Raw genomic sequence first — 23267 nt, forward strand, 5'->3', positions numbered from 1 at the left:
TTTACCCCTACTCTGCCGATAGGCGTAAAGTTATTATGTCCACAATTCAACATGAATACTCTACAACCAGATTGAGACAAAATCTACACTCAAATCATGATAAACCGTACCAAACTCCCATGTATATTCAGGACAATTATGGGTACAAGAGTAACATTTATCATGTTATTCCATAGTGTTTACCCGTGGTCAGGGAACCGGGCGTAAAGAACGGTTCCTAGACCAGGGGGATCGACCCCCAAGGAGTGTGGTGAACACATAATGTCAGAAACATACGTTGGTTCCATCGATCAAGGGACTACAGGAACGCGGTTCATGGTCTTCGACCATGGTGGTAACGTCATCGCAAACGCATATGAGAAACACGAGCAGATTTATCCGGAGCCCGGTTGGGTCGAGCACGACCCGATGGAGATCTGGGAGAACACGAAGTCCGTAATCAACACGGCTCTCGAACAGGAAGGCCTCGACGCCGAGCAGCTCGACGCGATCGGTGTCACCAACCAGCGAGAGACCACAATCGTGTGGGACGCCGAAACCGGCAAACCAGTCCACAACGCGCTGGTCTGGCAGGATCGACGAACCACCGACCGTGTCGAAGAGATCCAGGAGATGGGCAAAGTCGAAGATATTCGAGAGAAAACGGGTCTCGAATGTGACGCCTACTTCTCGGCAACGAAGACCGAGTGGATTCTCGACAACGCAGATCCGATCAAACTCCAGCGATCCCGACCACAGGATGTTCGAGAGCGAGCCGAACAGGGTGAGCTCCTGATGGGGACCATCGACACGTGGGTTATCTACAACCTTACGGGTAACCACATCACGGACGTTTCCAACGCATCGCGGACGATGCTGTACAACATCCGAGAGCTCGAGTGGGACGACGAACTCCTCGATCTCTTTAATGTTCCAAAATCGATGGTGCCGGAAGTCCGACCTTCGTCGGACGACGAGACCTACGGGTCGACGGACGCAGACGGCTTCCTCGGTGCCGAAGTGCCTGTCGCAGGCGCACTCGGTGACCAGCAGGCCGCCCTGTTCGGTCAGACCTGTTTCGACGCAGGCGACGCCAAGAACACCTACGGAACCGGTTCGTTCATGCTGATGAACACCGGCAACGAGGCCGTTCCATCCGAACACGGTCTCCTCACCACGATTGGCTTCCAGCGCTCGGGTGAGCCAGTTCAGTACGCCCTCGAAGGCTCGATCTTCATCACTGGTGCCGCCATCGAGTGGCTCGAAGACATGACCCTTATCGAGGACGCCGCCGAATCCGAGAGTCTCGCACGCAGCGTCGACTCGACGGACGGCGTCTACGTCGTGCCCGCCTTCGCCGGTCTCGGTGCCCCCCACTGGGATCAGCGCGCACGTGGTACCATCGTCGGCATGACGCGTGGTACCCGACGCGAGCACGTCGTTCGTGCAACCCTCGAATCCATCGCCTACCAGACCAAAGACGTCGCCGAGGCAATGGTTGAGGACGCAGACATCGATCTGGCCAGCCTCCGTGTCGACGGTGGGGCCGTCAAGAACAACTTCCTCTGTCAGATCCAGTCCAACATCATCGGGACCGAAATCGTCCGACCAGTCGTCGACGAGACCACCGCGCTCGGTTCGGCCTACGCCGCTGGCCTCGCGGTCGGCTACTGGGACACGGTTGACGAACTCCGTAACAACTGGCAGATCGACCGCTCGTTCGAAGTCGACGAGGACGCTAACATCGAGGTCAACTACGACCGATGGAAGGACGCCGTCGAGCGTGCTGAAGACTGGGCACAGGACGGTGGTGAATAACGATGGTACTCGGAACACAGCTCGGTGACCCAACGTTCTGGATTGCCGCCTTCGCAGGCGGTGCCTTCGGTGCTGCAATCGGTGCACTGCCAGCGTTCATCATGACCGGCTTCGCAGTCATCGCCGGTGAAGCACTCGGTATTGCCGGCGAGTCGATCGTCGACAGTGGTAGTTCGATTACGAGACTCGTCGGCTTCGGTCCGGTCTTCGGTCCGCACATTTCGTTCGCAGGTGGTGCCGCAGCGGCCGCATATGCAGCCAAGCAGGGCTACATGGACGACGGAAAGAACATCCTGTGGGCCGCCGGAACGAACCACATTGACGTGCTGATGGTCGGTGGTATCTTCGGTATCTTCGGCCTCGTCGGGACGAACCTGCTGAACTTCATCGGGTTCCCGACTGACAACATCGCGATGCTGGTGTTCATCTCGGCAATCGTTCACCGTGTTGCCTTCGGCTACAGCGTCATCGGTGAGGTCACCGGTAACGGCCTCTTCGATGTCGGTCCGTGGGAGCGCGACGAGGACGAAGCACCCGGCATCTGGCTGCCGTGGCAGTACAAGTGGGCTAACGTCGCTCTGATCGGTATTATCGGTGGTATCCTCGGTGGATTCCTTTACCAGGCGACCGGCAGCACCACGCTCAGCTTCGGTCTCAGCGCAGCTAGCCTGGTCTTCCTGCAGGCGGGAACCGACAACATCCCCGTCACTCACCACATCACGCTGCCCGGCTCGGTCGGTGCACTGGGTGCAGCCGCAGCGGGCTACAGTCCCGCTCTCGTGCTCATCTTCGGTGGACTGTTCGGCCTCTTCGGCGCAACGATGGGTGAGGTCTGTAACCGTGTGTTCTACATGCACGGCAAGACCCACGTTGACCCACCGGCGTTCGGTATCCTGATGTCGGGGCTGCTCTCTGCAGTCCTGACCGCCGCCGGTGTGCTGGGTGGCACGTTCTGGGCCCCAATCACCGCACTGCTGGGCTAAGCCTACACCAACCACTCCTTTCTCACCGCGTTGGTGAGGTGGAGCCGCTGACACTCGTCTTGTGACAGTGTTGGCCGACGCTTTTTGCGGTTTTCAGTATACGAACGCACGTTTAGTACCACAGCCACGACGCCGTTTGACACTACAATCCACAGATGAATATCGAAGAGCGGATCCTCCGTCGCCAGCGGACCGACCACGAACCACAGCTGGTACGGGAATCCGACGCGTTGAACCCGATTGCCCACCCCTCCGAGCCGACCGGTCGCGGACTCGTGATCGAGCAGTTGCTCGACCTCCTCGATCCGATCTTCGACGGTCGACCACCGGACGATTGCTACGTCTGGGGACCGAAAGGAACCGGCAAATCCGCCGTCATCCGCGCGGTGTTTGCCCGTCTCGACCGACTGATGGGTCGCTCTACGGGTCAAATATACACCACCACGCGCGCGCAACCAACCGCCGACGTCGCATTCGTCTACGTCGACGGCCGCCAAGCCAAAACCGAGTTTGCCCTGCTCCATGCGGTGCTCAACAGTCTCGCTACTGATCCAGTCCCGAAACAGGGCGTGAGCGTCGACACCATTCGGAGCCGGTTGGCCGCCCGGCTCGACGGCGACCAGTGTGTCGTCGTCGCGGTCGACCACATCGAAGAACCGGAGACGCTGTCGATCCAAACTGTCTGTGAACAGTTTGAGCCCCTCGGCTCGTCGGTGACGCCCGTGCTCTGTGGCCAGCTCGACCCGGCGGAGGCCGAGACCGACGCTCTGGATGCCCCCAAAACGGTTCGGTTCGATCCCTACCGTCGACACACACTCATCGAGATCCTGACTGGTCGACAGACCGACGGGCTGATCAGAGCCGCCGTCAGCCACGAACAGCTCCGGGAGCTGGCCAACTGGGCCGACGGCGATGCCCACGACGCGCTGGCGGCGCTGTTCAGTGCGGGACTCATTGCCGACGACAACGGCCACGACGGGATCGAGGCGGCCGATCTCACTGACGGAATGGCCGCGGTCCCACGGCCCTGTGTCTCTCTCGGACGCGTGTTGGCGCTGCCCGAGAGTCGACAACAGATCCTGTCTCGACTCACCGAACTCCCCGAAACCGACCGCAACTCCGTACGTGCGGCCGCCGATGAGATCGCAGACGGCGGCGTCGACCTCTCGCGGGCGACTATCGAACGCGTGCTCTACGAACTCGCCGAGGCTGGTGTCATCCGACGCCTCAAAGTCGACGACGCCAAACAGGTCGGCCGCCCACCCTCCCGACTCGAACCGCGGTTCCCCACGCTCGTCTTTCGCCACCTCTCTGCTGTGAACTGACAATATGGTTCTCAACTGATGGGTGGAGTTTCATATACGATAATTTGAAACACAAGAGGGTGTCATAGAAAGCGTCACACACGAAGACGCAGGATGTTGGAACTGTGTCTACGAGCGCCAGCATCCTGCAAGAGGAGACTTCTATCGACGAGTTCTTCAATGTAATGGCGACCGAGACGCTCGCGTTGTTCGAGCATCTTGAGTTCGACTTTCTCGAAGAATTCGATGTGTTCGCCCCCGCTCGCCGGGGGCGAACACGAGATCATCACCCACCAGCACTCTTCCGAGCGTTCCTGCACTGCTACTACAAGAACGTCTACGGCATCCGTCCAGTCACGCGAGAACTCCAGAACACGGTCGTCTGGCTCAGCTGTGGCTTCGATCGACCGCCGTCGAGAGACGCGGTCGATCGCTTCCTCACCGACCTCGAACACGTCGTCGACGAGGTCTTCGACCGCCTCGTCGAGCAGGCCGCCTGCCGCGGCCTGCTCGACTTGACCTACTCCATCGATTCCACCGACGTGAGGACGATGCCCGCCGACCAAGACGCGTCGAAAGGCTACGATCCAACCGCCGAAGAGTACTACCACGGCTACGGCTGTACGATCGTCTCGACCGGGCAAAAGATCCCGATTGCCGCGGAGTTCACCGAGAGCAAGCAAGCGCCAGAGGAGACGGCGATGCGCGTCACGTGTGACGCGCTCGCCGTCGAGAAACCGATCTGGATGCTTGGAGACAGCGCCTACGACACGCTCGGCTGGCACGACCACCTGCTGGCCGCAGGGGTCGTGCCAGTCGCTCCGTACAACGCACGAAACACCGACGATCCGAAAGACATCGAGTACAGGGTCGAAGCCCGCATCGACGAACACAGCGAGGACGTTCAGCTGAAGCAATCGACGCTAGACGAGACGTACAACCGCCGGAGTGGAGTCGAACGAACCAACGACGCCGTCAAGGACTGCGGCCTCGGGCACGTTCGCGCCCGAGGCCGCGTCCACGCACGAGCACAAGTGTTCCTCGCGCTGTGCCTTCGTCTCGTTATTGCGATCACCAACGACGAACGCGGAGACAATCCAGGAAGCACCGTCATCACGCTATGAGAACTATTCTATGACACCCTCACACAAGTTTATTTTAACCATGGGGTTACTTTCGACAACATGCGCGAACACTTGAGAGTCATTCACACTGTTGGGCCGTCCGCTGTCAGTCGGCATCGGATCCGGCGCGGCGGTGTCGGTATCGGACTTCTTGTTGCTTTTCTCGGTGTGAGTAGTCTCACGGATCTCTCACTGGCTGCTGGCGCAGCCGTCGGCTTTTTCGGGCTGTTTTCGAAGCCGGGAGACGACGACGAGTCGACGGCGGCCGACGATAGCGAGCCGTTGGCCCCCGACGAGGGCGGCAGTTCGGCAGTCGAGACCGATTCGGCCGTGGATGCTGAGACCGAACCGGAGTCGGGTGGGACCGAAGACAGCCAGCCGGCAGTCGACAGTACACCGTCGGATAAGGTGACGACCTCCAATGAGGTTGCGGCCTCCAACGAGGTAGCGGCCTCCGATGGCGGTGAGCCGGTGGCCGCCGAGTATTCGTCCGACGACGGTGGCTCTCAATCGTCGGCCGTCGACTGGCAGCATCTCTCTTCGAAGCTCTCGACGGCAATGCAACAGTGCGCCGAGGGTGATCTCACTGTCCGACTCGACGTCGACCACGACGACGACAACGCCGCCGAGGTGGCACGGTCGTTCAACCACATGCTCGATGAGTTCGAGGACACGATCCAGACCGTAGACGAGTTTGGCAATCAGGTCGAGGGCGCGACCGAGCGCGTGACCGGCCGCGTCGACGAGGTCAAATCCGCGAGCAAGGAGGTCAGTCACTCCGTGTCGGGCATCTCGGACGATACCGCCAAACAACACGAGATGGTCGACGATCTCTCCAACGAGATCCGGTCGCTGTCGGCAGCCACCGAGGAGGTCGCCTCCTCGGCCAACGAGGTCGCCGAAGCCTCCGAAACTGCCGCCCAGCGCGGCGAGAAAGGCCGCGAGCTGGCGACAAACGCCCTGGCCGAACTCGACGAGATCGATACGCGCACCAGCCGGACGCTGGAGGCCACCGAGGAACTCGACGAGCTAATTGGCGAGATCGAGGACATCGCGGAGTTCATCGGCGAGGTCGCCAGCCAGACCAACATCCTCGCGCTCAACGCCTCCATCGAGGCCGCCCGCGCCGGGGAAGCTGGCGAAGGGTTCGCCGTCGTCGCAAACGAGGTCAAAAGTCTCGCCGAGGACGCCGAGGAGGCTGCCGGCGACATCGAGAAATCGATTGGCAACGTCCGCGAACAGGCCGACACCACCGTCGACGAGATGCACGAAACCCGCGAACGGATCGACGCCGGTGTCGACACCATCGAGGGCGCAGTCAAAACGTTCCGCGAGATCGCAGACGACGTCGAAGAAACCAACGTCGGTGTCCAAGAGATCAGCGAGGCGACCGACAGTCAGGCGAACTCGCTGCAGGAGGCCGCTGCGATGGTCGACGACGTGGGCGATATCTCCGACGAGACCGCCGAGCGGTCGGTGACGGCGGCCTCGGCGGCCGAACAGCAGACCACCGCGCTGGCCGAAGTCTCAACCGGTGTGACGACCCTCGACGAACGGGTCGACACACTCGACAAACTGGTTAACTCCTACCAGACCCGTGATACCCGCTCCAAGACGTCCGTGGACGCGAACGTCACCTCCATCGAGTTCTGGCACGCGATGGGTGGCGAAAAGGGGCTGCTGCTCGAAGAGCTGATCCGGGAGTTCGAAGAGCAGGCCGACGGGATCCAGATCAACGCCACCTCGAAAGGCAGCTACCGCGGTACCTTCCAGTCGACGCTGTCGGCCGCCGAGAAGGGGTCCGGACCGGCGCTGGCCCAAATTTACGAGATCGGGACCGCCCAAGCCCTCGATAGCGGGGCGTTCACCCCCGTCGAGGGTGTCCTTCCTCGTAGCGTTTCGATGAGCGACTATGTCGACCCCGTGTTGAGCTACTACCGAACCAACGGTACGCTGAACTCGATGCCGTTCAACTCCTCGGTGCCGATCCTCTGTTACAACGAGCAGGCCTTCGAGCGGGCCGGACTCGACCCCAACAACCCGCCGACAACGTTCGCCGAGGTCACCAGAGCGGCCGAACAGATCGTCGACAACGGCGTCGCCGAGAAGGGAATCACCTTTGCCAACTACTCGTGGTTCGTCGAGCAGTGGTTCGCAACCGCGGGCCAAGAGATCGTCAACAAACAGAACGGCCGAGCCGGAACGCCCGACGAGGCCTTCTTCGACAGCGATGCGGCCAAGGAAATCTACACCTGGTGGACCAACCTCGACCGAGAGGGACTGTATCACAACCCCGGCATGGAGGCCCGCGGGAAGGCCAAATCGGCGTTCTACGAGGGAACCGCGCCGATGGTCATCGCCTCCTCCTCATCGGTGGGCGGAATTACCGACGAAGCCTCCTTCGATGTCGGTATCAGCGGCCACCCGACGCCCGGTCAGGGCGAGGGACTCATTGTCGGCGGCGCGTCGCTGTGGGTCTCCGAATCGGCCACCCAAGACGAGCGGGATGCAGCTGGCGAGTTCCTCGCGTGGCTCACCCAGCCCGAACAGCAGGCCCACTGGCACCGCGAGACCGGCTACCTGCCGGTCCACGAGGGTGGTATCGACAAGCTAGAGCGAGATGGTTGGTTCCGACAGAACCCCGGCCACAAGGTCGCTATCGACCAACTGCTTTCAAGCAAGGACAGCCCCGCCACCAACGGCGCGCGGATCGGCCCGTTCAGCACGGTCCGCACGCTCGTCGGCGAGGCCTACCCCGACATGGTCGACGGGGATGTAGAGGAGGAACTCGCTCGGCTCAACGACCGGGTCGAACGACAGCTCGAATCCTACAGCCAAAATCAGCGATAGCCGTCTCCAAATTGTCTGTTACTTTCCAACTGGCATCAGTGTAAAGACCGTCGGGGACGACATCCTAGTATGGAACGCACACTGACTGTCGTCCCGGATGATGGACTTCACGCACGCCCAGCAGCGACCTTCGTCGAAACCGCCGGTGGGTTCGACGCCAACATAACTGTCGAAGCTGTCGAGGGCAACCGCCCGGCAGTGTCGGCCGACAGCATGCTCGGCGTCACTGGGCTCGGTGTCCGTGGCGGTGACGAGGTCCGACTGGTCGCCACTGGTCCCGATGCCGAGGCTGCTCTCGACGCGCTCGAAGCGATTCTGTCGATGCCAGAAGACGAACTCGACGAGGCCGGTGGAACGCGGTGAGCCAACGACAGTTCGAGGGGATCGGTGCCACCCCAACGGTCGGTATCGGCACTGCGGTGTGGTACCGACCAACCAACGTCACTGACCTCGGCGAGCCACCACAGTCCGACAGCGTCGACCCAGCCGCTGAACGCGAGCGGTTCGACGCGAGCCAAGACGACGCCGAGGCCGAACTGAAAGCCGAACGCGAGCAAACACGAGAGCGTGTCGGCGACGAGGAGGCTGCGGTGTTCGACGCCCATCTCCAGTTCCTCCGGGATCCACAGATCGAATCCGGCGTCCAAGACGCCGTCGACGATGGCCTTCCGGCCCCACATGCGGTCAAACAGGCCTTCGAAGGCCCAATCGAGCAGTTCGAGGGGATGGACGGGATGATGGCCGAACGCGCCGACGACCTGCGGGATATCCGGGACCGCTTGCTCCGCCTGCTGACCGGCAGCGAGCGAACCGACCTCGGTGAGCTACCGGATGGCTCGGTCATCCTCGCAGAACTCCTTACACCGAGTGACACAGCCCAACTCGACCCGGAGGCGGTTGCGGGGATTGCGACGATCAAGGGCGGTCGAACCGCCCACGCCGCGATCATCGCCCGTTCGCTGGGGATTCCAGCGGTCGTCGGTATCGGTGAGGCTCTCCGAGAGATCGACGACGGCACACAGGTCGTCGTCGACGGTGAGGCCGAAGCCGTCATCGCCAACCCAAACGAAGAGACCCGCACGCGGGCCGCCGAGTCGACCCAAACACCGGTTATCAGCGAGTCAGTCTCGACTACCGACGGCACGGCCATCGAAGTCGCCGCAAATCTCGGCACGCCGGCCGAGGCCGAACCGGCGGTCGACCGCGGGGCCGACGGTGTCGGCCTGTTCCGCACCGAGTTCTGCTTTCTCGACCGGCAGTCGCCGCCCGACGAAGCCGAACAGTTTGCGGCCTACCACTCGGTCTGTGAGACGTTCGCCGAGGGTGTCGACAGCGAGGCTACTGCCTCGAAGCCCGACAGCGAAGATGAGCCACGAATCGTCGTCCGCACGGCGGATATCGGCGGCGACAAACCCATCGACTATCTGGATATCGACGCTGAACAAAACGGCTTTCTCGGCGCACGCGGGGTTCGGCTCTCGTTGGAGGAACACGCTGACCTCTTTGAGACACAGCTCCGCGCCTTACTCCGTGTTGCGGCGACCGACGCCGGAGCGGGACTGGCGGTTATGTTCCCCCTCGTGTCGACGGTCGAGGAACTGGAGGCTGCACTCGACCGCGTTGAGGAGATTGCCGACGACCTCGACAGTGAGGGCGTCGACTACGCCATCCCCGAACTCGGTGTGATGATCGAAACCCCGGCCTCGACGTATCTGGCCGACACCTTCGCCGAGCGCGTCGACTTTCTGTCGATTGGAACCAACGATCTCACCCAGTACGTTCAAGCCGCCCAGCGGGATCTCGACCGGATGAACGATTATCAGGACCCACTGGCTCCCGGCGTGATCCGAGCCATCGACCGCACCGTCACCGCAGGCCACGCGGGCGGCGCGTGGGTCGGCATGTGTGGCGAGATGGCCGGCGATCCGGACCTCACCGAACTCCTCGTCGGGCTTGGGCTCGACGAGCTCTCGATGAGCGCGGTCACGATTCCGGACGTCAAAACGGCAATCCAGGATGTCGACGTCGAGTCGGCCGAACAACTGGCTGCGTCGGTTCTCGACGCCGAGACGCGGGCCGACGTGTACGACCGGCTGTGAACTAGCGGCTGGCGGATTTTAGCTGATACTCCCGGTAGGAATCCTCGAAGACGATCCGGTTCGTTTTCAGATCCCGCTCGATTTCCAGTGAGCCAGCGTCCTCGACTGCGGTCGGCACCGAGTCGACATGGTGGACGCGGATATGCTCGATCACACCGTCACCAACCGCACTAAACGCCTCTTTTATCGGTGGGCTCCGAGCGAACAGGTTCGTTCGGAACACTGCCCCGTCGGTGGGGTCGCCGCCAGCCACGTAGATGTCGACTGCGGGTTTCATCTCGGGACGAGAGACGACAGCGGTCCACTCGTCGATACCATGCCCATACGTCTCCTCGATGGCCGTCTGTAGCTGCTGTTCGTACAGCGGTGCCCCGCCGAGATTGATCGTATCGTCCTCCCGACCCAGCACGCGGAGTCGGGGGATATCGTTGTCTTGGGGGAGTACCGTGACGATATCGCCGATTCGGTACCGGGTAAACGGAAACCCCTCCCGGTGTGGGTCCGACACAAGGAGTGAGCCGGTTCGCTGGCGTGTTAGCTCTCGGATGTCGACTGGTGTCCCCGTCTCGTCGTCGTCCGGGATGATCTCGAAGACGAGTTTGTCCACCAGCGGTACGAGCTTCTGTGTCTCGTCGGTTCCAACCGCGAGCACGTCCGCCTCGACGGAGCCGTACAGACTGCGAAGCTCCTCGAACCCCCACTGCTGGCGGAGCTGTGTCCGGAGATGCGGCGGGAGATGATCACCGAACAGCAATCCCAATCGGAGGTTCGGGAACACCTCGTGGGGCAGGCCGTAGTTGGCGGCGATTTCCTCGCCAATCGATTGGGCGACCAAAGGGGTTGCAAACAGCGCGGTGACCTCGGTTGCCTCTTGCCACTCGATTATTTGCTTGTAATCGTTGAACGACCGATTGAGGACGTCGGCCCCGAGTTCACGGGAGCCGGATCGACTCGCCCACCCCGAAATCCCGTCGAGCGGGGCGGCCAACGTCATCACGACATCATCCGACTGGAGTCCTGCCAGTTCAAAGGCGTGGGCCTCGTGTCGTTTCTGGGCCGGGAGCTGTGTGTAGGCGTAGGGAATTCGTTTCGGCTCGCCGTTCGTTCCGGAGGTTTCGAACAGCATCGTCTCGTCTGTCGCGGCCTCCGCGCCGCGTGCTTCCAGCTCGGCGGCGGTGATGATGTCGTCGCCAGCGGTGTCGTGGTCGACGTGTTCGTTGTGCAGTGTGGGCGACATCGTTAGGACTCGGTTTCCAGTACGTAGAGTGGAATCTCTGGACCTGCCTGTGGGTTTGCCCGCTGTTCCTCGACGACTGATTCGGCCCACTCTCGACGCTCGTCGTCATCGAGTAGTTCCATCGGATACAACAACCCAGCTGCGTCGGCCGAAAGCGTGTCCTGCCGAACAACCGAGAGGCCACGCTGTTCGAACACCGTTTTCAGCCGGTCTTCCGGGAACGCGTACTGATGCCAGCTCGTCTGCTCGCCGTCGACGGTAATGTCGGTCATCTCCATATACGGCAGCTCCCGTTTTTCGTCCCATCCGGCGAACTCGGGGAACAGTTCGGTGGCCGTCTCATCCGGCACGGTGAGTATCAGTATTCCGTCTTCGCTCAGGGCCTCGGCTAGTGCGCGTATCATCCTGAGTGGATCGGCCGTATCCTGCACCATATTGATTGCATAGATAACATCCAGCGGCCGAAGCTCCGGGAGTACGCGTTCGGCATCACCACCGACAACGACGACGTTCTCGCTGTCGACAAACCGACCCTGTGCGACGTCGTATGCACCGGCTGCAAACTCGATACCGAGTACTTTCGACGACTGATACCGCTCAGCGAGCGCCGCGGTGAGCACACCGGCTCCACAGCCGATATCGCCGATCCGACAGGCTGACTGGTCGGTCAATCCAGCCGTCTCGGCCGGTATCTGGAGTAGCTCTTCGCGGGACTCCCCCACTCCCGTCGGTGAGATCCAACTGACCGAGTCGGTGTCCAGTCGCTGTGATGCAATAAAATCAGCAACCTCTGTCCGTGTCTCTGACCGTTGTTGTGGGTCTGTGAGCGAATCCTGTCCAACCATATAATATACTTACAGTCACAGTACGAATAGTTTACTGATAAGAATTATAGATAGATTCGTATAAAATATGGATGGTGTTGGTGGCTGACCGTGACACCTATTCCAAACGGGCGGCGGCTGCTCAGGATAGCTTTCGGTAGGTCTGTGCTTCTTCGGCCTTCTCGACGACGCTGTCGACGGTGGCCTTTTTACTGGTGGCTTCGACAGCCGCGTTGAGTGTCCCTTCGAGAATCGGGGCATCGGCGATTACCGCCTCAGTGTCACCCATCTCGATAGCGAGTTCGGCGTTCATCACTGCGCTGCCGAGGTCGACAAGGACGACGACTCCCTCACCGTCGTCGGCGGCCTCGATCTTCTCTTGGATTCGTGTGGCGTCGGTACCGATCTCGCCGTCATCGCCGCCCGCGGGTTTGAGTGGGGCGTCGCCACCCATCTCGGCGGCGAGTTCGCAGATCCCCTCGGCGGCTTTCGCGCTGTGGGAGACGACAACGAGTCCGATCACGCGTCGTCCTCATCTGCGTCGGGTGTTTCGTCCGGAATCGTCGGCGAGCGGGCGTCGACATCGGTCTCGCCATCGAGGTAGTCGTCGGCTACCGACAGTAACTCCTGCATAATGAACCACGTCGAGGTCGCACCGGGGTCTTGATGGCCGACCGACCGCCAGCCCAGATAGGAGGCTCGTCCCTTCTGTGCCCGGATCGGAACGGTGAACTCCACGCCACGTTCGGCGGCCGCGGTCGACTTTGCGAGGGCGGTCAGCGGTGGCAGATCGTCGACCTCAATCGACTTTTTGTAGGTGTGGACCGCCGGCGTCAGCGCGTCGACCATCGTCTTTGCGCCGAGTTGTGCATCGCCCCGATCTTTGACTTTCTCCAAATACGCCTCCGCGAATGCAACTGAAGTTTCGGCGGTCACTCCGTCGTCGAGCGTCTGGCTGGCGCTCATAATCGATCCTCCATACAGTGGGCCCGAGGCCCCGCCGACCTTCGAGATCAGCGTGACGCCCATCTTTTTGACCAACTCTTGGGGCGTCGACTCGGTGTCGTCTTTGACTGCATCGGCGGCTGCCCGAAAGCCGCGGGCGAGATTCGAACCGTGGTCGGCATCACCAATCGCTGAATCCAGCTCAGTCAAATACTCTTTTTCGGCCTCAAGCCGGTCGGCGACCGCTTCTGCGGCTGCCCGAATTGCTTCCTGCTGTGTCTCTTCATCTACCATATGCTATGAGTGTCGCCCGAACGTCAAAGTATTTATGTCGAACGATAATGGTAATCTGGAAATACGTATCAGTTACACTGTCTCTCCGTCGACCATTATAAAAAAAGTAGACTGCGAAATTGCGAGTTCAGACGGTGAGTCCGGGCGTATCGGCCGTGGCAGTGAGGAGTTCTTTGAGCTCCTCGTCGACCGCCGCGATGGTGATCGAGGCTCCCATCATATCGAGGGAAGTCATGTAGTCGCCGACCCACGCGTCCCACGCTTCGAGGTCGTGGTCGTCGACGATCTCTTGGAGTCTGCGGTTGAGGATGAACAGCTCGGACTGCGGAGTGCCACCCATGCCGTTGACCATCGTGATGATCTCTTGGCCCTCGTCGAGATCAAGGTCTTCGAGGACCTTCTCGGTGAGGTGATCGGTGATTTCGTCGGCGCTCATCATGTCGACGCGCTCGGTGCCCGGCTCGCCGTGAATCCCGATTCCGAGTTCGATTTCGTCCTCCGGTAGATCAAACGTTGGCTCACCCTTGTCGGGTGTGACACAGGAGGTGAGTGCGACCCCCATTGTCGCGACGTTGTCGATCATCTTGTTGGCGACGCGTTCGACCTCGTCGAGATCCGCGCCCTCGGCGGCTTTTGCCCCCGCAACTTTGTGAACGAAGATCGTGCCCGCAACGCCCCGTCGACCACTGGTATATAACGAGTCTTCGACGGCCACGTCGTCGTTGACGACCACCTGTCTGACATCCGCGTCCTCCATTTCGGCCATCTCACCAGCTGTTTCGAAGTTCATCACGTCGCCTTCGTAGTTTTTGACGACACAGAGGACGCCTTCGCCGGAGTCACAGGCCTGGATCATCTCGTTGAGCTGGTCGGCAGTCGGCGAAGTGAACACCTCACCGGCAGCCGCCCCATCCAACATTCCGTCGCCAATAAAGCCAGCGTGTGTGGGTTCGTGACCACTCCCACCGCCGGAGACGATTCCAACTTTGCCCGAAACGGGTCCGTCAGCCCGGACAAGTACTTCGATATCATCCAACCGGCGCAGCCGTTCCGGATACGCCGCGACCATTCCATCGAGCATTTCGTCGACGACTGCCTCCGGACTGTTGATGAGTTTCTTCATGCCTCAGCATCTATTACATCATCTATTATCATAAAGGTATTTTCTATCCAACTGACACCGCTGCTTGTCGTGACGTTTTATATCGCTCTCACAAAGGCTTGGTATGGCTCCACCGCTCGCGCTTGATATCGATGGCACGCTCACGACGCCGACCCACCAGATCGATCCTCGCGTGTTCGAACAGCTCCCCGACTGGCCAGCTCCGGTCGTGATCGCCACGGGCAAATCGTTTCCCTACCCAATCGCACTCTGTCACTTTTTGGGAATCCCCGAGCGCGTCATCGCCGAAAACGGCGGCGTCGTCTGTGTTGACGACCAGCTGTCGTTTCAGGGCGACCGGTCGACCGCCGAGGCGGCCATTGATCGCTTCGAGACGAAGGGCGGTGATTTGGGGTGGGGTGAGGCCGACACCACGAATCGGTGGCGAGAGACCGAAATCGCCGCCTCGCTGGACGCCGACGAGGAACTGCTGCGCTCGGTGGCCGACGAGTTCGGCTTGGAAGTCGTCGACACCGGCTACGCCTACCATTTAAAAACGCCGGGCGTCGAGAAGGGCGACGGACTCCGCGCGGTCACCGAGCAGTTGGACCTCGACCCAAGTGAGTTCGTCGCCATCGGTGACAGTATCAATGACGTCTCGATGTTCGGGGTCGCTGGTGAATCGTATGCAGTCGCCAACGCCGACGACCGTGCGCTGGCGGCGGCCGACACCGTCACAGAGGCTTCTTACTTCGATGGCACGCTGTCGGTGCTGGAGTCGCTCGTAGCCGACGACTACTGATCTGTTAGCACCCGACTACTCCGAGAGACGGGGCCCCTCGGCGTCGGCGTGTTCCAAACGGTTTATACTGGCCCCTCAAGAAGGGATGTTCATGCCGCGAGAACAGAAGCAGGTTCGCGAACTCCAAGAGGGAAGCTACGTGATGATGGACGATGCACCGTGCAAGATCAACCACTATAGTACGGCCAAGCCGGGCAAACACGGCAGTGCCAAGGCCCGTGTCGAAGGCAAGGGCGTCTTCGACGAGCGCAAACGTAGTCTCAGCCAGCCCGTCGACGCCAAGGTCTGGGTGCCGATCATCGAGCGAAAGCAGGGACAGGTCGTCTCTGTGACCGGTGACGACGCCCAAGTGATGGACCTCGATACCTACGAGACGTTCACCATGCGTATTCCGGAGGGCGAAACCTTCGAGAGCGATATGGATATCGAATACCTCGAGTACGAGGGCCAGCGAAAGGTCGTGTAATGTTTCCCGGCGCGACTGTCGACCGCGAGGCTGCTTCCTACGTGGTCGTCGGCGCGCCCCTCGACGTCACGACCACCTTTCAAGCCGGGACCCGCTTCGGTCCCGACCGCATTCGCCGTTTTGCAGAGAGTTACGATAACTACGACCACCGGACGGACCAGCGATTCACCGACCTCGGGGTCCACGACGCGGGCGACATCCGCCCATGGGACGACGTTGCGGAGTACTGCGACTACCTCGGCGGTCAGCTCCGCGATATCGTCTGGGACGAGGTGATTCCCATCGTGCTCGGTGGCGAGCATACGGTTAGCCGCCCGGCTGTCGAGGCTGTCGACCCCGACGTGTTCGTCTGTCTCGACGCCCACCTAGACCTCCGAGATGAGTACGACGGCAACACATGGAGCCACGCCTGCGTGACTCGGCGCGTGCTTGAGACTGTTGACGAAGCAGTGATTCTCGGTGCACGAACCGGCTCCGAAGCCGAGTGGGACCGAGCCGAGGAAGACGATGTGACCGTGGTTGCACCCGAATCGGTCGACGATTGGCTGGCCGATCCACCGGGATTCGGGGAACAGTCGGTCTATCTGAGTGTCGACATCGATGCCGCCGATCCGGGCTTTGCGCCCGGCACGGGAACGATGGAACCGTTTGGACTCACGCCTCGGCAGATGCGGGATGTGGTTCGGGCGGTTGCACCGCACTGTGATGGCTTTGATGTCGTGGAGGTCAACGATCGCGACGACGGCCAAGCCGCCGCGCTTGCGGGGAAACTGCTCCGGGAGTTCGTTTTCTCACACGCAGTGTCGGACTGACTCGATTCGGACTATATAGACTCCCCAGATCGCTATACAGATCCTAGACACGTCTTTTAGCTCTCGCTCCCGAGTCGACCCTAATGCGTGGTCGCCAGTTTCGGCAGTTCGGCAGCACAGTGATGGCCCGGCTCACTGCCCCCACAGCCCCGCGTCCCACACGGCTGGCGGTCGTCGCGGACCCCCACGTGTCGACGCGGGCCACAGACTCTCCAAAGCAGTTCGAAAAAACTGCCTCGCTATTTAAATCGACTATCATGGACATCAACAGCCGCGATGTGAACGCGGTCCTTTCGGTCGGAGATCTCACGAAGGACGGCGCGCCGTGGGATTTCGACCGCGTCGACGACCTGCTGGCGGAGCTCGACGCACCCTTCTTCGCGGTCCCCGGCAACCACGACGTGCCGAAAACGTTCGACGACCATCGCTCGGCCTCCCGTGGCCGGTTTATCGACCACTACACGCCGGGGACGCTCCCCTACCAGATCGAGGTCGGCGGCGTCGACATCTTCGCCCTCGACAGCGCGTGGACAGCCGACGGCGACCTCCGAGATAGCCACGATGGCCGCATTACCGACGACCAACTGGCATGGCTCACCGACCGGATCGAGACGGCCGACTGTCCGCTTGTTTTCACACACCACAATCTCCCGCCGACGGCCCGACAGGCCGAAGCCTCCGGTGTGGCCTCCGGCATCGATATGTCCGGTGTGCCGATCATGCGGAACGGCGACGAGGTGATGGAAACGCTGGCGGCTGCTGGCGTTCCGCTGGTCGTCACTGGTCACATTCATCTCCCCGGCGTCGCCCACTACGATAGCCCAACGGTCGGTGACGGGACCGTGACGGAGGTCACCTCGCCAGCGACCTGCACGTTCCCGCAGGCGTACCTCCTGCTCGATATCGATAGCCGCGGAACGACGGTGCGGTACGTCCCAATCGCTTCCGAGCGTGAGTCGCTGGACGCCTACCACGCCCGACTCGGTGGCACTGACGTCGACCGTGGACAGGCCGCGCTGGGAGCTATCCGAACCGCACAGTTCCCACTCCACGAGGAATGGGTCCCAACACAGTCCCGCCCACAGCAGCCGCCAACGTCACCGCGCTCACGTTCGCCGAGTGTCGACAACTAACTGTCGCGTTTACAACCAGCTTTTGAGTCGACCGAGGAGACCGCGTCGGTCGTCATTGCTGTCTGCGGTAGCTGATTCCGGCGCGGTTGCGGCCGCCGATTCGAGTTCCGAAATAATGCGTTCGTATCGGTCGACCATCGCCGCCTCGGCATCCTTCTGATTGGCAAGCTGTTTTCGAAGCAGCTCGACCTGTGATTCGAGCCGCTGGATCTCGGCTTCGGCCTGCTTGTGTTCCTCACGGAGCGCGGTGAGTTCGGCCTGAAGCGTCGCGTTTTGCTCGGCTGTTTCGTGGGCAGGCTGGTCGACTCGCTGGGGTGACTGTGGCGTCGACTGCTCCGGGAAGGTTCGACTCCCGAGTCCCTCCTCGCGCACGGTTCCTGTCGGCAGTGTTGACGACCACATACTCCGAGAGTGTTTCTCTGAGGACAAAAAAGCGCGTCAGACTGTCGCAAGACGCCGGTATTACCATCTTATACCCGGTTGTTTGCGGGGTGATGACCTACTCGGATTTCGAACGGAGTTTCCGGTAGCCAAGATACGCGATCCCGAGGCCACCCGCCAGTACCGTGAGGAGCGTCGAGTCAACCGTGTTCGACACCCGCTTGGAGACGCGACCGGATATCGAGGCGTCCGTGTTGATGTGTTCCAAGACAGCATCGGTGTCGTTCGGCACCGGCTCGGGATCGTCGCCCGCGGCGAAGGCGGCATCGGGGTCCTTCAGCAGGTGGCCAGTCGTCAGACAGACCACCGATTCGTCGGCATCAATCTCGCCGGACGCCCGGAGTTTTCGAAGGCCAGCAACCGAGGCCGCCGAGGCCGGTTCGACACCGATTCCCTCGCCAGCAAGCTGGCGTTGTGCGTCGGTGATCTCCTCGTCAGTGACCGCGACCGCCGTCCCACCGGTGTTGCGGATTCCGGGCAGTGCCTTCGGTGCGTTGACCGGGTTACCGATTCGGATCGCGGTCGCCTTCGTCTCGACGTGCTCCCAGCGCCGAACTTCGTCGTTGCCTTCGCGTACTGCTTCGACCATCGGCGCGGCTCCCTCGGCTTGAACGCCGGTGAGTTTCGGCACCTGATCCTCGTCGAGTGAGCCACTCTGGACGAGTTCGCGGAATGCCTTGTAGAGCGCCGAGGTGTTGCCCGCGTTGCCGACCGGCAGCACGATCCGGTCGGGGTACTCGCCGTAGTCTTCGTAATGTTCTTCGAGAATCTCGAAGCCAATCGTCTTCTGTCCTTCAAGTCGGAAGGGGTTCAGCGAGTTCAGCAGGTAGGCCTCACCGAGGGCCGCGAGGTCCTGCACGATGTCGAGACAGCTATCGAAGTTGCCGTCGACTTCCAGAATTCGTGCGCCGTGCAGACTTGCCTGTGCGATCTTCCCGGCCGCAACTTTGCCCGAGGGCAACAGGACGAGGGTTTCCATCCCGCCGCGAGCACCGTAGGCGGCGAGTGCCGCGCTGGTGTTGCCGGTCGAGGCGCAGGCCAAGCGGTCGACGCCGAGTTCTTCGGCGACCCGGACGCCGACGGTCATGCCGCGGTCCTTGAACGAGCCGGTGGGGTTCATCCCCTCGTGTTTGATGCGGAGTTTGTCGACGCCGATATCCTCGCGGAGTCGCGGCACCTCGTGGAGGGGAGTGTCACCCTCGGGGAGCGTGACGCCGACCTCGAAGGGGAGGCCAGCGTTGTATCGCCAGACGCCGCGACCTTCGAACTCATCGAACGTCGGTGGGTTGGCGTACCGGACCTCTAGGAGGCCGTCGCAGTCGTCACACGTGTAGCGGATGTCCTCGAAGGGGCCGAACTGTTCGGCACACTCGATACATTCCAGCCAGACGCCGTCGTCGTTGGCACAGGCCGGGGCGGGTTGGGCCGGTGCAGACAGCTCAAGACTCATTATCTAATCCTGACGTGGCGGCCTCAAAAACGGGTCGGTTGTCGGTGGGACCGTCACTCTAGTTCGGCCATCCGCTTTTCATGATACCGTTCGAAGCCGTAAAGTCCGAGGCCCACGAGCAGGACCAGCACCCCCAGTGGAATCAGGAGTCCTGAACTAACAAGGGCGAAAACGAACGACAGGACGAGCAACAACAGCCCGATACCGATGATGTCTGTGGAGTCCATACGAATCAGTTAGTCGACTATCACATATATGTTGGCTATCTGACTTATGCGACCAGACGCTCAGTCGCCGAACCCGTCGATGGAGTCGTGGACTGCCTCGGCCCACTCGTCGAGGGCCTCGTGGAGCATCGTTTTCGCTGTCGGCAGGTCGACCGCGGTGTACTGATAGACGTAGCCGCCGGGGTCCAGCAGGCGGCGCTCCCGGTCGACAAGTCCCTTCTCGCGGAGCGTCGACAGCGAGCGGTTGACGTTGCTCCGGTCGCGGTCGAGCGTGTTGGCGAGTTCCTCGACGGTGCTGCCGGGGCAGTCGAGCAGCGTGAGATAGGTTCGGCTCTCGTGGTCACGGATGCCGAAGACACAGGAGAGAATGTGGGTGAACTCCGGATCTGTATTGCCGACGAGGTTTTCGATGTCGGGCGACTGCGTCATAATCTTCGTTAGGGGTGACCCACAGTAAAACTATCCGGCTTTCGGGCAGCCGGTTGTGGGGTTATTTTCCATACCCCATCTCCTGGACACAGTTTCGCATTTCGCTCTCGTCGCTGTGTTTGTGGAGTCGTGTCGGCGTATCACAGTAGTAGAGTTCGCCGTCGTACCGGAGGCTGATCTCTTTGGGTTGCCCAAGCATCTCGACGGTCACCAAAATTCGTCGACCCGCTTTGAGTTCGTCGACGATCTCGTCGGCTGTCCGTTCGCCGGGGTCGATGCGTAACGGCTCGGTCATTGTGCAGTGTTTGGAAGGGGCTCCCTTAGGCTGTTGGGTCCCTCGGATTTCAGTTCGTCGTCGACTTGGTATCGTCGCTTTCGGAAGGTGGCGGCTCGACACCTTCGGCGGCTTCGACGTTTGCGGTATCCTTCTCGGTGGTGACGTGCCAACGGTCGATGGTGTCTTCGTACTCGCCGAGCTGTTGGGAGACCTGCTCTTTGAGGTCGTCGTCGTTGACGTTCACCTCGAAAATGAACTCCTCTTCGCCGTTGTCGCCTTGGGCTGTCTTCTGAATATTCGCGCTGATTAGATCGTTGTCGAAGTAGTAGGGCGCGAGCTGTGTCATCACCTTTTCGTACACTGTGGTTTCGACAGTCCGAATCGCCTTTCGGCTCACCGAGTCCGCCGCCCGGGTCACGTAGTCGATGGAGTCCTGCCATCGTTCGACTGCGCCCTCGTCGTCGCCGTCTTCCATCTTGTCGTAAGACTCCGAGAGCTTCTCGCCTGCGGTCCGTACGTCGTCGGTCGCCGCCTTCCCGGCCTTCTCGCCCTCGCCTTCGGCAACGCTGGCTTGATCTGCGGTCTTCTTGTTCACGTCTTTGTTCAGCCGCTCGTGGGCCTTGGGTCGCCACTCGTTCCACTCATCGAACGCCTCGGCGAACGACCCCTCCTCGGCTGTGCCCGTCTCCCGGAGTGACTGAGTGATGCGCTCGCCGTGTTCGACGACCTCGCCCCACTCGCCGCGTACTTTGAATCCGGAGATGCTCTCTTCCATCTCGTTGGAAACCTCCTACGAAGTCCGGCTACATAAACTTCGTTGACCAGTGCCACCACGTCGACTGTCACTGTCGACCACTCGCGCCACAACCGGAATCACGTCCGTTCTTATATATCGAGGCCATTGCAGACAGCGTCTATGGCGCTCGTCGCCGAGTTCGATATTCCGTGCGAACAGCTCCCGCTTGTCAGCGTTGCGGCTGCGGTCCCAGCCGCGACGGTAGTCCTCACACTTCAATTTAACCACGGAAATCGACCACAGTTTCTCATCACCGTCACTGATGGCTCACAGCCAGCCGTCGAGACGGCTCTCTCGGAAGCCGTCGACGTGGCGGCGTACACGCTGATCGGAGAAGCAGGTGATACTCTGCGCTACAAGGCCGAGCCAGCACTCAGCTTGGCCGAACAGCTCGGCGCTCAGATTGATGACCTCTCCGAACTAGAGGCGCTTGCCACCGAAGACGCGATCATCGACCGGATCGAGGTGACCGACAACGGCTGGACCCAAACTGGGTGGTTCGCCAACAGGGAGGCGTTCACCGAGTTCCGAACCTTCTGGCAGCAGAACACCGGGTTTCGACTCAGTCGACTCACCCACGAGGGAGAGCCCGAATCTCCCGGTAATGGGCTCACCGACCGCCAAACTGAAGCGCTTCGGACGGCCTACGAACTGGGCTACTTCGACATCCCCCGCGGAGCCTCGCTAGAAGACGTCGCCACCGAGTTAGACATCTCCGCGTCGTCGGTCTCAGAACGCCTGCGCCGGGCCCAGACCCAACTCATCGAAGAGACGGTCGCACCGATGTGGCCGCCACTGCCCAACTGACCACTGAAACAACACAGCCAGCGTCGACTGTGATGTCGCGCGACCAGCGTTGACCGCGGCTCTTTATTTAAACTACCGGACGACTGAGAGACACGCCTACCCGACTATCGTCCCTAGCAGTAAATCCTGATGCAGACAGTCACGTCGACAGACGGCACTCGGATTGCGTACGAAGAACATGGTACTGGTCACCCCCTCGTCCTGCTCCATGGTGGCTCCGCGACACGCCACAGTTGGGGCCCGCTCATCCCGCATCTCGCTGCGGAGTTCAGACTCATCGTTCCCGACCGACGAGGACGCGGTGAGAGCGGCGACGGCGACGACTACAGCCTTGCCCGTGAGGTCCAAGATCTTCGCTCGCTGGTCGACAACATTGAGGGCGATGTCTCGGTGTTCGGCCACTCTTTTGGCGGTCTCGTTGCCCTCGCGGCAGCCGCCGAGACCGACATCCAGCGACTCATCCTCTACGAGCCAGCGCTACTGGTCGGCGACCATCGTGGCGACAACCTCGCGGCTCGCATGCGAGAGCAGGTTGCAGCAGGTGACCGAGAGGAGGCGATGAAACTCTTTTATCGGGAGGGTGCTGGAATCCCCGACCCGGAGGCGTTGCCGATCTGGCCCGCGAAGTTCGACTTCGATCTCGTCGACACGGTCATTCGGGAGAACGCCGCTGTCGAGGGCTACGAACTGCCCAGTGAGGTCGACATCGTGGCTCCCACACTCCTCCTGACGGGCGACCGCGGGCCGCCGCATCTCGGCGATGCCGTGCGGACGCTTGATGATCAGCTCTCGGAGAGCCGCCTCGTGGAACTCGACGGCGTCGGTCACATTGGAACTCAGACGGCACCCGAACGGGTCGCAACAGAGATTAGATCGTTCTTGCAGGAACCGATCCCGCAAGCATAACACCGGCGATATTCCCCGTCGACAGTGCCAGCAGCCGAACGAGACAGCTTGTACCCCAGTTTTCCTCCACACCTTTCAATTACGCCCGGTTTGTCCCACGTTGCCACTCCATACCTGTCAACCCGAGACAGCACTGTTTTCACCGTCCCGACTAATCGATCT

24 protein-coding genes are annotated in these 23267 nt (G+C 61.1%); 13 read left to right on the top strand and 11 right to left on the bottom strand.

Annotated elements, in window-relative coordinates:
• The first annotated feature begins 258 nt into the window (after positions 1 to 258).
• From glpK to ptsP, 7 genes are all read left to right on the top strand, one after another.
• Positions 259 to 1797, top strand: coding sequence for a glycerol kinase GlpK (gene glpK / locus HALTADL_RS10985; RefSeq protein ID WP_089672950.1), 1539 nt, complete (start codon positions 259 to 261; stop codon positions 1795 to 1797).
• Between the two features lie 2 nt (positions 1798 to 1799).
• On the top strand, positions 1800 to 2780 hold the full coding sequence (locus tag HALTADL_RS10990; protein WP_089672951.1) for a hypothetical protein: 981 nt from the start codon (positions 1800 to 1802) through the stop codon (positions 2778 to 2780).
• A 155-nt stretch (positions 2781 to 2935) separates the two neighbouring features.
• Positions 2936 to 4105, top strand: a complete 1170-nt coding sequence (locus HALTADL_RS10995; protein WP_089672952.1) for a Cdc6/Cdc18 family protein — start codon at positions 2936 to 2938, stop codon at positions 4103 to 4105.
• Between the two features lie 164 nt (positions 4106 to 4269).
• The gene (locus HALTADL_RS11000; RefSeq protein WP_015911568.1) at positions 4270 to 5208 is read left to right on the top strand and encodes a transposase; all 939 of its coding nucleotides are present in this window, start codon (positions 4270 to 4272) and stop codon (positions 5206 to 5208) included.
• Between the two features lie 168 nt (positions 5209 to 5376).
• A complete protein-coding gene (locus HALTADL_RS11005; RefSeq protein WP_162551718.1) occupies positions 5377 to 8058 on the top strand; it encodes an extracellular solute-binding protein in 2682 nt (893 codons plus the stop codon).
• Positions 8059 to 8127: 69 nt separating this feature from the next.
• On the top strand, positions 8128 to 8421 hold the full coding sequence (locus tag HALTADL_RS11010) for an HPr family phosphocarrier protein (RefSeq protein WP_089673678.1): 294 nt from the start codon (positions 8128 to 8130) through the stop codon (positions 8419 to 8421).
• Positions 8418 to 10157 carry a phosphoenolpyruvate--protein phosphotransferase gene (gene ptsP / locus HALTADL_RS11015; RefSeq protein WP_089673679.1) on the top strand — a complete coding sequence of 580 codons (1740 nt, stop codon included), beginning with the start codon at positions 8418 to 8420 and terminating at the stop codon, positions 10155 to 10157. Before HALTADL_RS11010 ends, ptsP begins: the two co-directional genes overlap by 4 nt.
• Position 10158: 1 nt before the next feature.
• Here the strand turns inward: ptsP and HALTADL_RS11020 are convergent, their stop codons facing one another.
• The 5 genes from HALTADL_RS11020 to dhaK form a co-directional block, all read right to left on the bottom strand.
• Positions 10159 to 11394, bottom strand: a complete 1236-nt coding sequence (locus HALTADL_RS11020; protein ID WP_089673680.1) for an AMP-binding protein — start codon at positions 11392 to 11394, stop codon at positions 10159 to 10161.
• A gap of 2 nt (positions 11395 to 11396) precedes the next feature.
• Positions 11397 to 12239, bottom strand: coding sequence for a class I SAM-dependent methyltransferase (locus tag HALTADL_RS11025; RefSeq protein WP_089673681.1), 843 nt, complete (start codon positions 12237 to 12239; stop codon positions 11397 to 11399).
• Positions 12240 to 12360: 121 nt separating this feature from the next.
• Positions 12361 to 12741 (bottom strand): dihydroxyacetone kinase phosphoryl donor subunit DhaM, encoded by a 381-nt coding sequence (gene dhaM / locus HALTADL_RS11030; protein ID WP_089673682.1) that lies wholly within the window; start codon positions 12739 to 12741, stop codon positions 12361 to 12363.
• The gene (gene dhaL, locus HALTADL_RS11035; RefSeq protein WP_089673683.1) at positions 12738 to 13457 is read right to left on the bottom strand and encodes a dihydroxyacetone kinase subunit DhaL; all 720 of its coding nucleotides are present in this window, start codon (positions 13455 to 13457) and stop codon (positions 12738 to 12740) included. The genes dhaM and dhaL overlap by 4 nt, the downstream gene beginning before the upstream one ends.
• 127 nt (positions 13458 to 13584) lie before the next feature.
• A complete protein-coding gene (gene dhaK / locus HALTADL_RS11040) occupies positions 13585 to 14580 on the bottom strand; it encodes a dihydroxyacetone kinase subunit DhaK (RefSeq protein ID WP_089673684.1) in 996 nt (331 codons plus the stop codon).
• A 103-nt stretch (positions 14581 to 14683) separates the two neighbouring features.
• Between dhaK and HALTADL_RS11045 the strand changes: the two genes are divergently transcribed.
• The 4 genes from HALTADL_RS11045 to HALTADL_RS11060 all read left to right on the top strand — a co-directional run bounded on the left by HALTADL_RS11045 (position 14684) and on the right by HALTADL_RS11060 (position 17772).
• Positions 14684 to 15361 carry a phosphoglycolate phosphatase gene (locus HALTADL_RS11045; protein ID WP_089673685.1) on the top strand — a complete coding sequence of 226 codons (678 nt, stop codon included), beginning with the start codon at positions 14684 to 14686 and terminating at the stop codon, positions 15359 to 15361.
• A gap of 91 nt (positions 15362 to 15452) precedes the next feature.
• A complete protein-coding gene (locus HALTADL_RS11050) occupies positions 15453 to 15827 on the top strand; it encodes a translation initiation factor IF-5A (RefSeq protein WP_089673702.1) in 375 nt (124 codons plus the stop codon).
• On the top strand, positions 15827 to 16639 hold the full coding sequence (speB, locus tag HALTADL_RS11055) for an agmatinase (RefSeq protein WP_089673686.1): 813 nt from the start codon (positions 15827 to 15829) through the stop codon (positions 16637 to 16639). The genes HALTADL_RS11050 and speB overlap by 1 nt, the downstream gene beginning before the upstream one ends.
• A gap of 83 nt (positions 16640 to 16722) precedes the next feature.
• The gene (locus HALTADL_RS11060) at positions 16723 to 17772 is read left to right on the top strand and encodes a metallophosphoesterase family protein (RefSeq protein WP_089673687.1); all 1050 of its coding nucleotides are present in this window, start codon (positions 16723 to 16725) and stop codon (positions 17770 to 17772) included.
• 9 nt (positions 17773 to 17781) lie between these two features.
• Here HALTADL_RS11060 and HALTADL_RS11065 read toward each other — a convergent pair whose 3' ends face one another.
• The 6 genes from HALTADL_RS11065 to HALTADL_RS11085 form a co-directional block, all read right to left on the bottom strand.
• Positions 17782 to 18174: a hypothetical protein gene (locus tag HALTADL_RS11065; protein ID WP_089673688.1), complete on the bottom strand. Its 393-nt coding sequence runs from the start codon at positions 18172 to 18174 to the stop codon at positions 17782 to 17784.
• 97 nt (positions 18175 to 18271) lie between these two features.
• On the bottom strand, positions 18272 to 19663 hold the full coding sequence (thrC, locus tag HALTADL_RS11070; protein ID WP_089673689.1) for a threonine synthase: 1392 nt from the start codon (positions 19661 to 19663) through the stop codon (positions 18272 to 18274).
• Positions 19664 to 19716: 53 nt separating this feature from the next.
• Positions 19717 to 19890, bottom strand: a complete 174-nt coding sequence (locus HALTADL_RS17390) for a hypothetical protein (protein ID WP_162551719.1) — start codon at positions 19888 to 19890, stop codon at positions 19717 to 19719.
• Positions 19891 to 19950: 60 nt separating this feature from the next.
• Positions 19951 to 20319, bottom strand: coding sequence for a helix-turn-helix domain-containing protein (locus HALTADL_RS11075; protein WP_089673690.1), 369 nt, complete (start codon positions 20317 to 20319; stop codon positions 19951 to 19953).
• A 61-nt stretch (positions 20320 to 20380) separates the two neighbouring features.
• Positions 20381 to 20614, bottom strand: a complete 234-nt coding sequence (locus HALTADL_RS11080) for a hypothetical protein (RefSeq protein ID WP_089673691.1) — start codon at positions 20612 to 20614, stop codon at positions 20381 to 20383.
• Positions 20615 to 20663: 49 nt separating this feature from the next.
• The gene (locus HALTADL_RS11085) at positions 20664 to 21371 is read right to left on the bottom strand and encodes a DUF5828 family protein (RefSeq protein ID WP_089673692.1); all 708 of its coding nucleotides are present in this window, start codon (positions 21369 to 21371) and stop codon (positions 20664 to 20666) included.
• A 141-nt stretch (positions 21372 to 21512) separates the two neighbouring features.
• Here HALTADL_RS11085 and HALTADL_RS11090 point away from each other — a divergent pair, with 141 nt between their 5' ends.
• Together HALTADL_RS11090 and HALTADL_RS11095 are read left to right on the top strand one after the other, a co-directional pair.
• Entirely contained in the window at positions 21513 to 22199 is a 687-nt protein-coding gene (locus tag HALTADL_RS11090; protein WP_089673693.1) for a helix-turn-helix domain-containing protein, read from the top strand.
• 129 nt (positions 22200 to 22328) lie between these two features.
• Positions 22329 to 23105, top strand: coding sequence for an alpha/beta fold hydrolase (locus tag HALTADL_RS11095; RefSeq protein WP_089673694.1), 777 nt, complete (start codon positions 22329 to 22331; stop codon positions 23103 to 23105).
• Positions 23106 to 23267: the final 162 nt, after the last annotated feature.

Source organism: Halohasta litchfieldiae, assembly GCF_002788215.1.
GTDB lineage: Archaea > Halobacteriota > Halobacteria > Halobacteriales > Haloferacaceae > Halohasta > Halohasta litchfieldiae.

Coding starts and splice junctions, on each gene's coding strand:
- HALTADL_RS10990 (WP_089672951.1), top strand. CDS start 1,800: ATGGTACTCGGAACACAGCTCGGTGACCCAACGTTCTGGATTGCCGCC.
- HALTADL_RS10995 (WP_089672952.1), top strand. CDS start 2,936: ATGAATATCGAAGAGCGGATCCTCCGTCGCCAGCGGACCGACCACGAA.
- HALTADL_RS11000 (WP_015911568.1), top strand. CDS start 4,270: ATGGCGACCGAGACGCTCGCGTTGTTCGAGCATCTTGAGTTCGACTTT.
- HALTADL_RS11010 (WP_089673678.1), top strand. CDS start 8,128: ATGGAACGCACACTGACTGTCGTCCCGGATGATGGACTTCACGCACGC.
- HALTADL_RS11020 (WP_089673680.1), bottom strand. CDS start 11,394: ATGTCGCCCACACTGCACAACGAACACGTCGACCACGACACCGCTGGC.
- HALTADL_RS11025 (WP_089673681.1), bottom strand. CDS start 12,239: ATGGTTGGACAGGATTCGCTCACAGACCCACAACAACGGTCAGAGACA.
- dhaL (WP_089673683.1), bottom strand. CDS start 13,457: ATGGTAGATGAAGAGACACAGCAGGAAGCAATTCGGGCAGCCGCAGAA.
- dhaK (WP_089673684.1), bottom strand. CDS start 14,580: ATGAAGAAACTCATCAACAGTCCGGAGGCAGTCGTCGACGAAATGCTC.
- HALTADL_RS11045 (WP_089673685.1), top strand. CDS start 14,684: ATGGCTCCACCGCTCGCGCTTGATATCGATGGCACGCTCACGACGCCG.
- HALTADL_RS11050 (WP_089673702.1), top strand. CDS start 15,453: ATGCCGCGAGAACAGAAGCAGGTTCGCGAACTCCAAGAGGGAAGCTAC.
- speB (WP_089673686.1), top strand. CDS start 15,827: ATGTTTCCCGGCGCGACTGTCGACCGCGAGGCTGCTTCCTACGTGGTC.
- HALTADL_RS11060 (WP_089673687.1), top strand. CDS start 16,723: ATGCGTGGTCGCCAGTTTCGGCAGTTCGGCAGCACAGTGATGGCCCGG.
- HALTADL_RS11065 (WP_089673688.1), bottom strand. CDS start 18,174: ATGTGGTCGTCAACACTGCCGACAGGAACCGTGCGCGAGGAGGGACTC.
- thrC (WP_089673689.1), bottom strand. CDS start 19,663: ATGAGTCTTGAGCTGTCTGCACCGGCCCAACCCGCCCCGGCCTGTGCC.
- HALTADL_RS17390 (WP_162551719.1), bottom strand. CDS start 19,890: ATGGACTCCACAGACATCATCGGTATCGGGCTGTTGTTGCTCGTCCTG.
- HALTADL_RS11075 (WP_089673690.1), bottom strand. CDS start 20,319: ATGACGCAGTCGCCCGACATCGAAAACCTCGTCGGCAATACAGATCCG.
- HALTADL_RS11080 (WP_089673691.1), bottom strand. CDS start 20,614: ATGACCGAGCCGTTACGCATCGACCCCGGCGAACGGACAGCCGACGAG.
- HALTADL_RS11085 (WP_089673692.1), bottom strand. CDS start 21,371: ATGGAAGAGAGCATCTCCGGATTCAAAGTACGCGGCGAGTGGGGCGAG.
- HALTADL_RS11090 (WP_089673693.1), top strand. CDS start 21,513: ATGGCGCTCGTCGCCGAGTTCGATATTCCGTGCGAACAGCTCCCGCTT.
- HALTADL_RS11095 (WP_089673694.1), top strand. CDS start 22,329: ATGCAGACAGTCACGTCGACAGACGGCACTCGGATTGCGTACGAAGAA.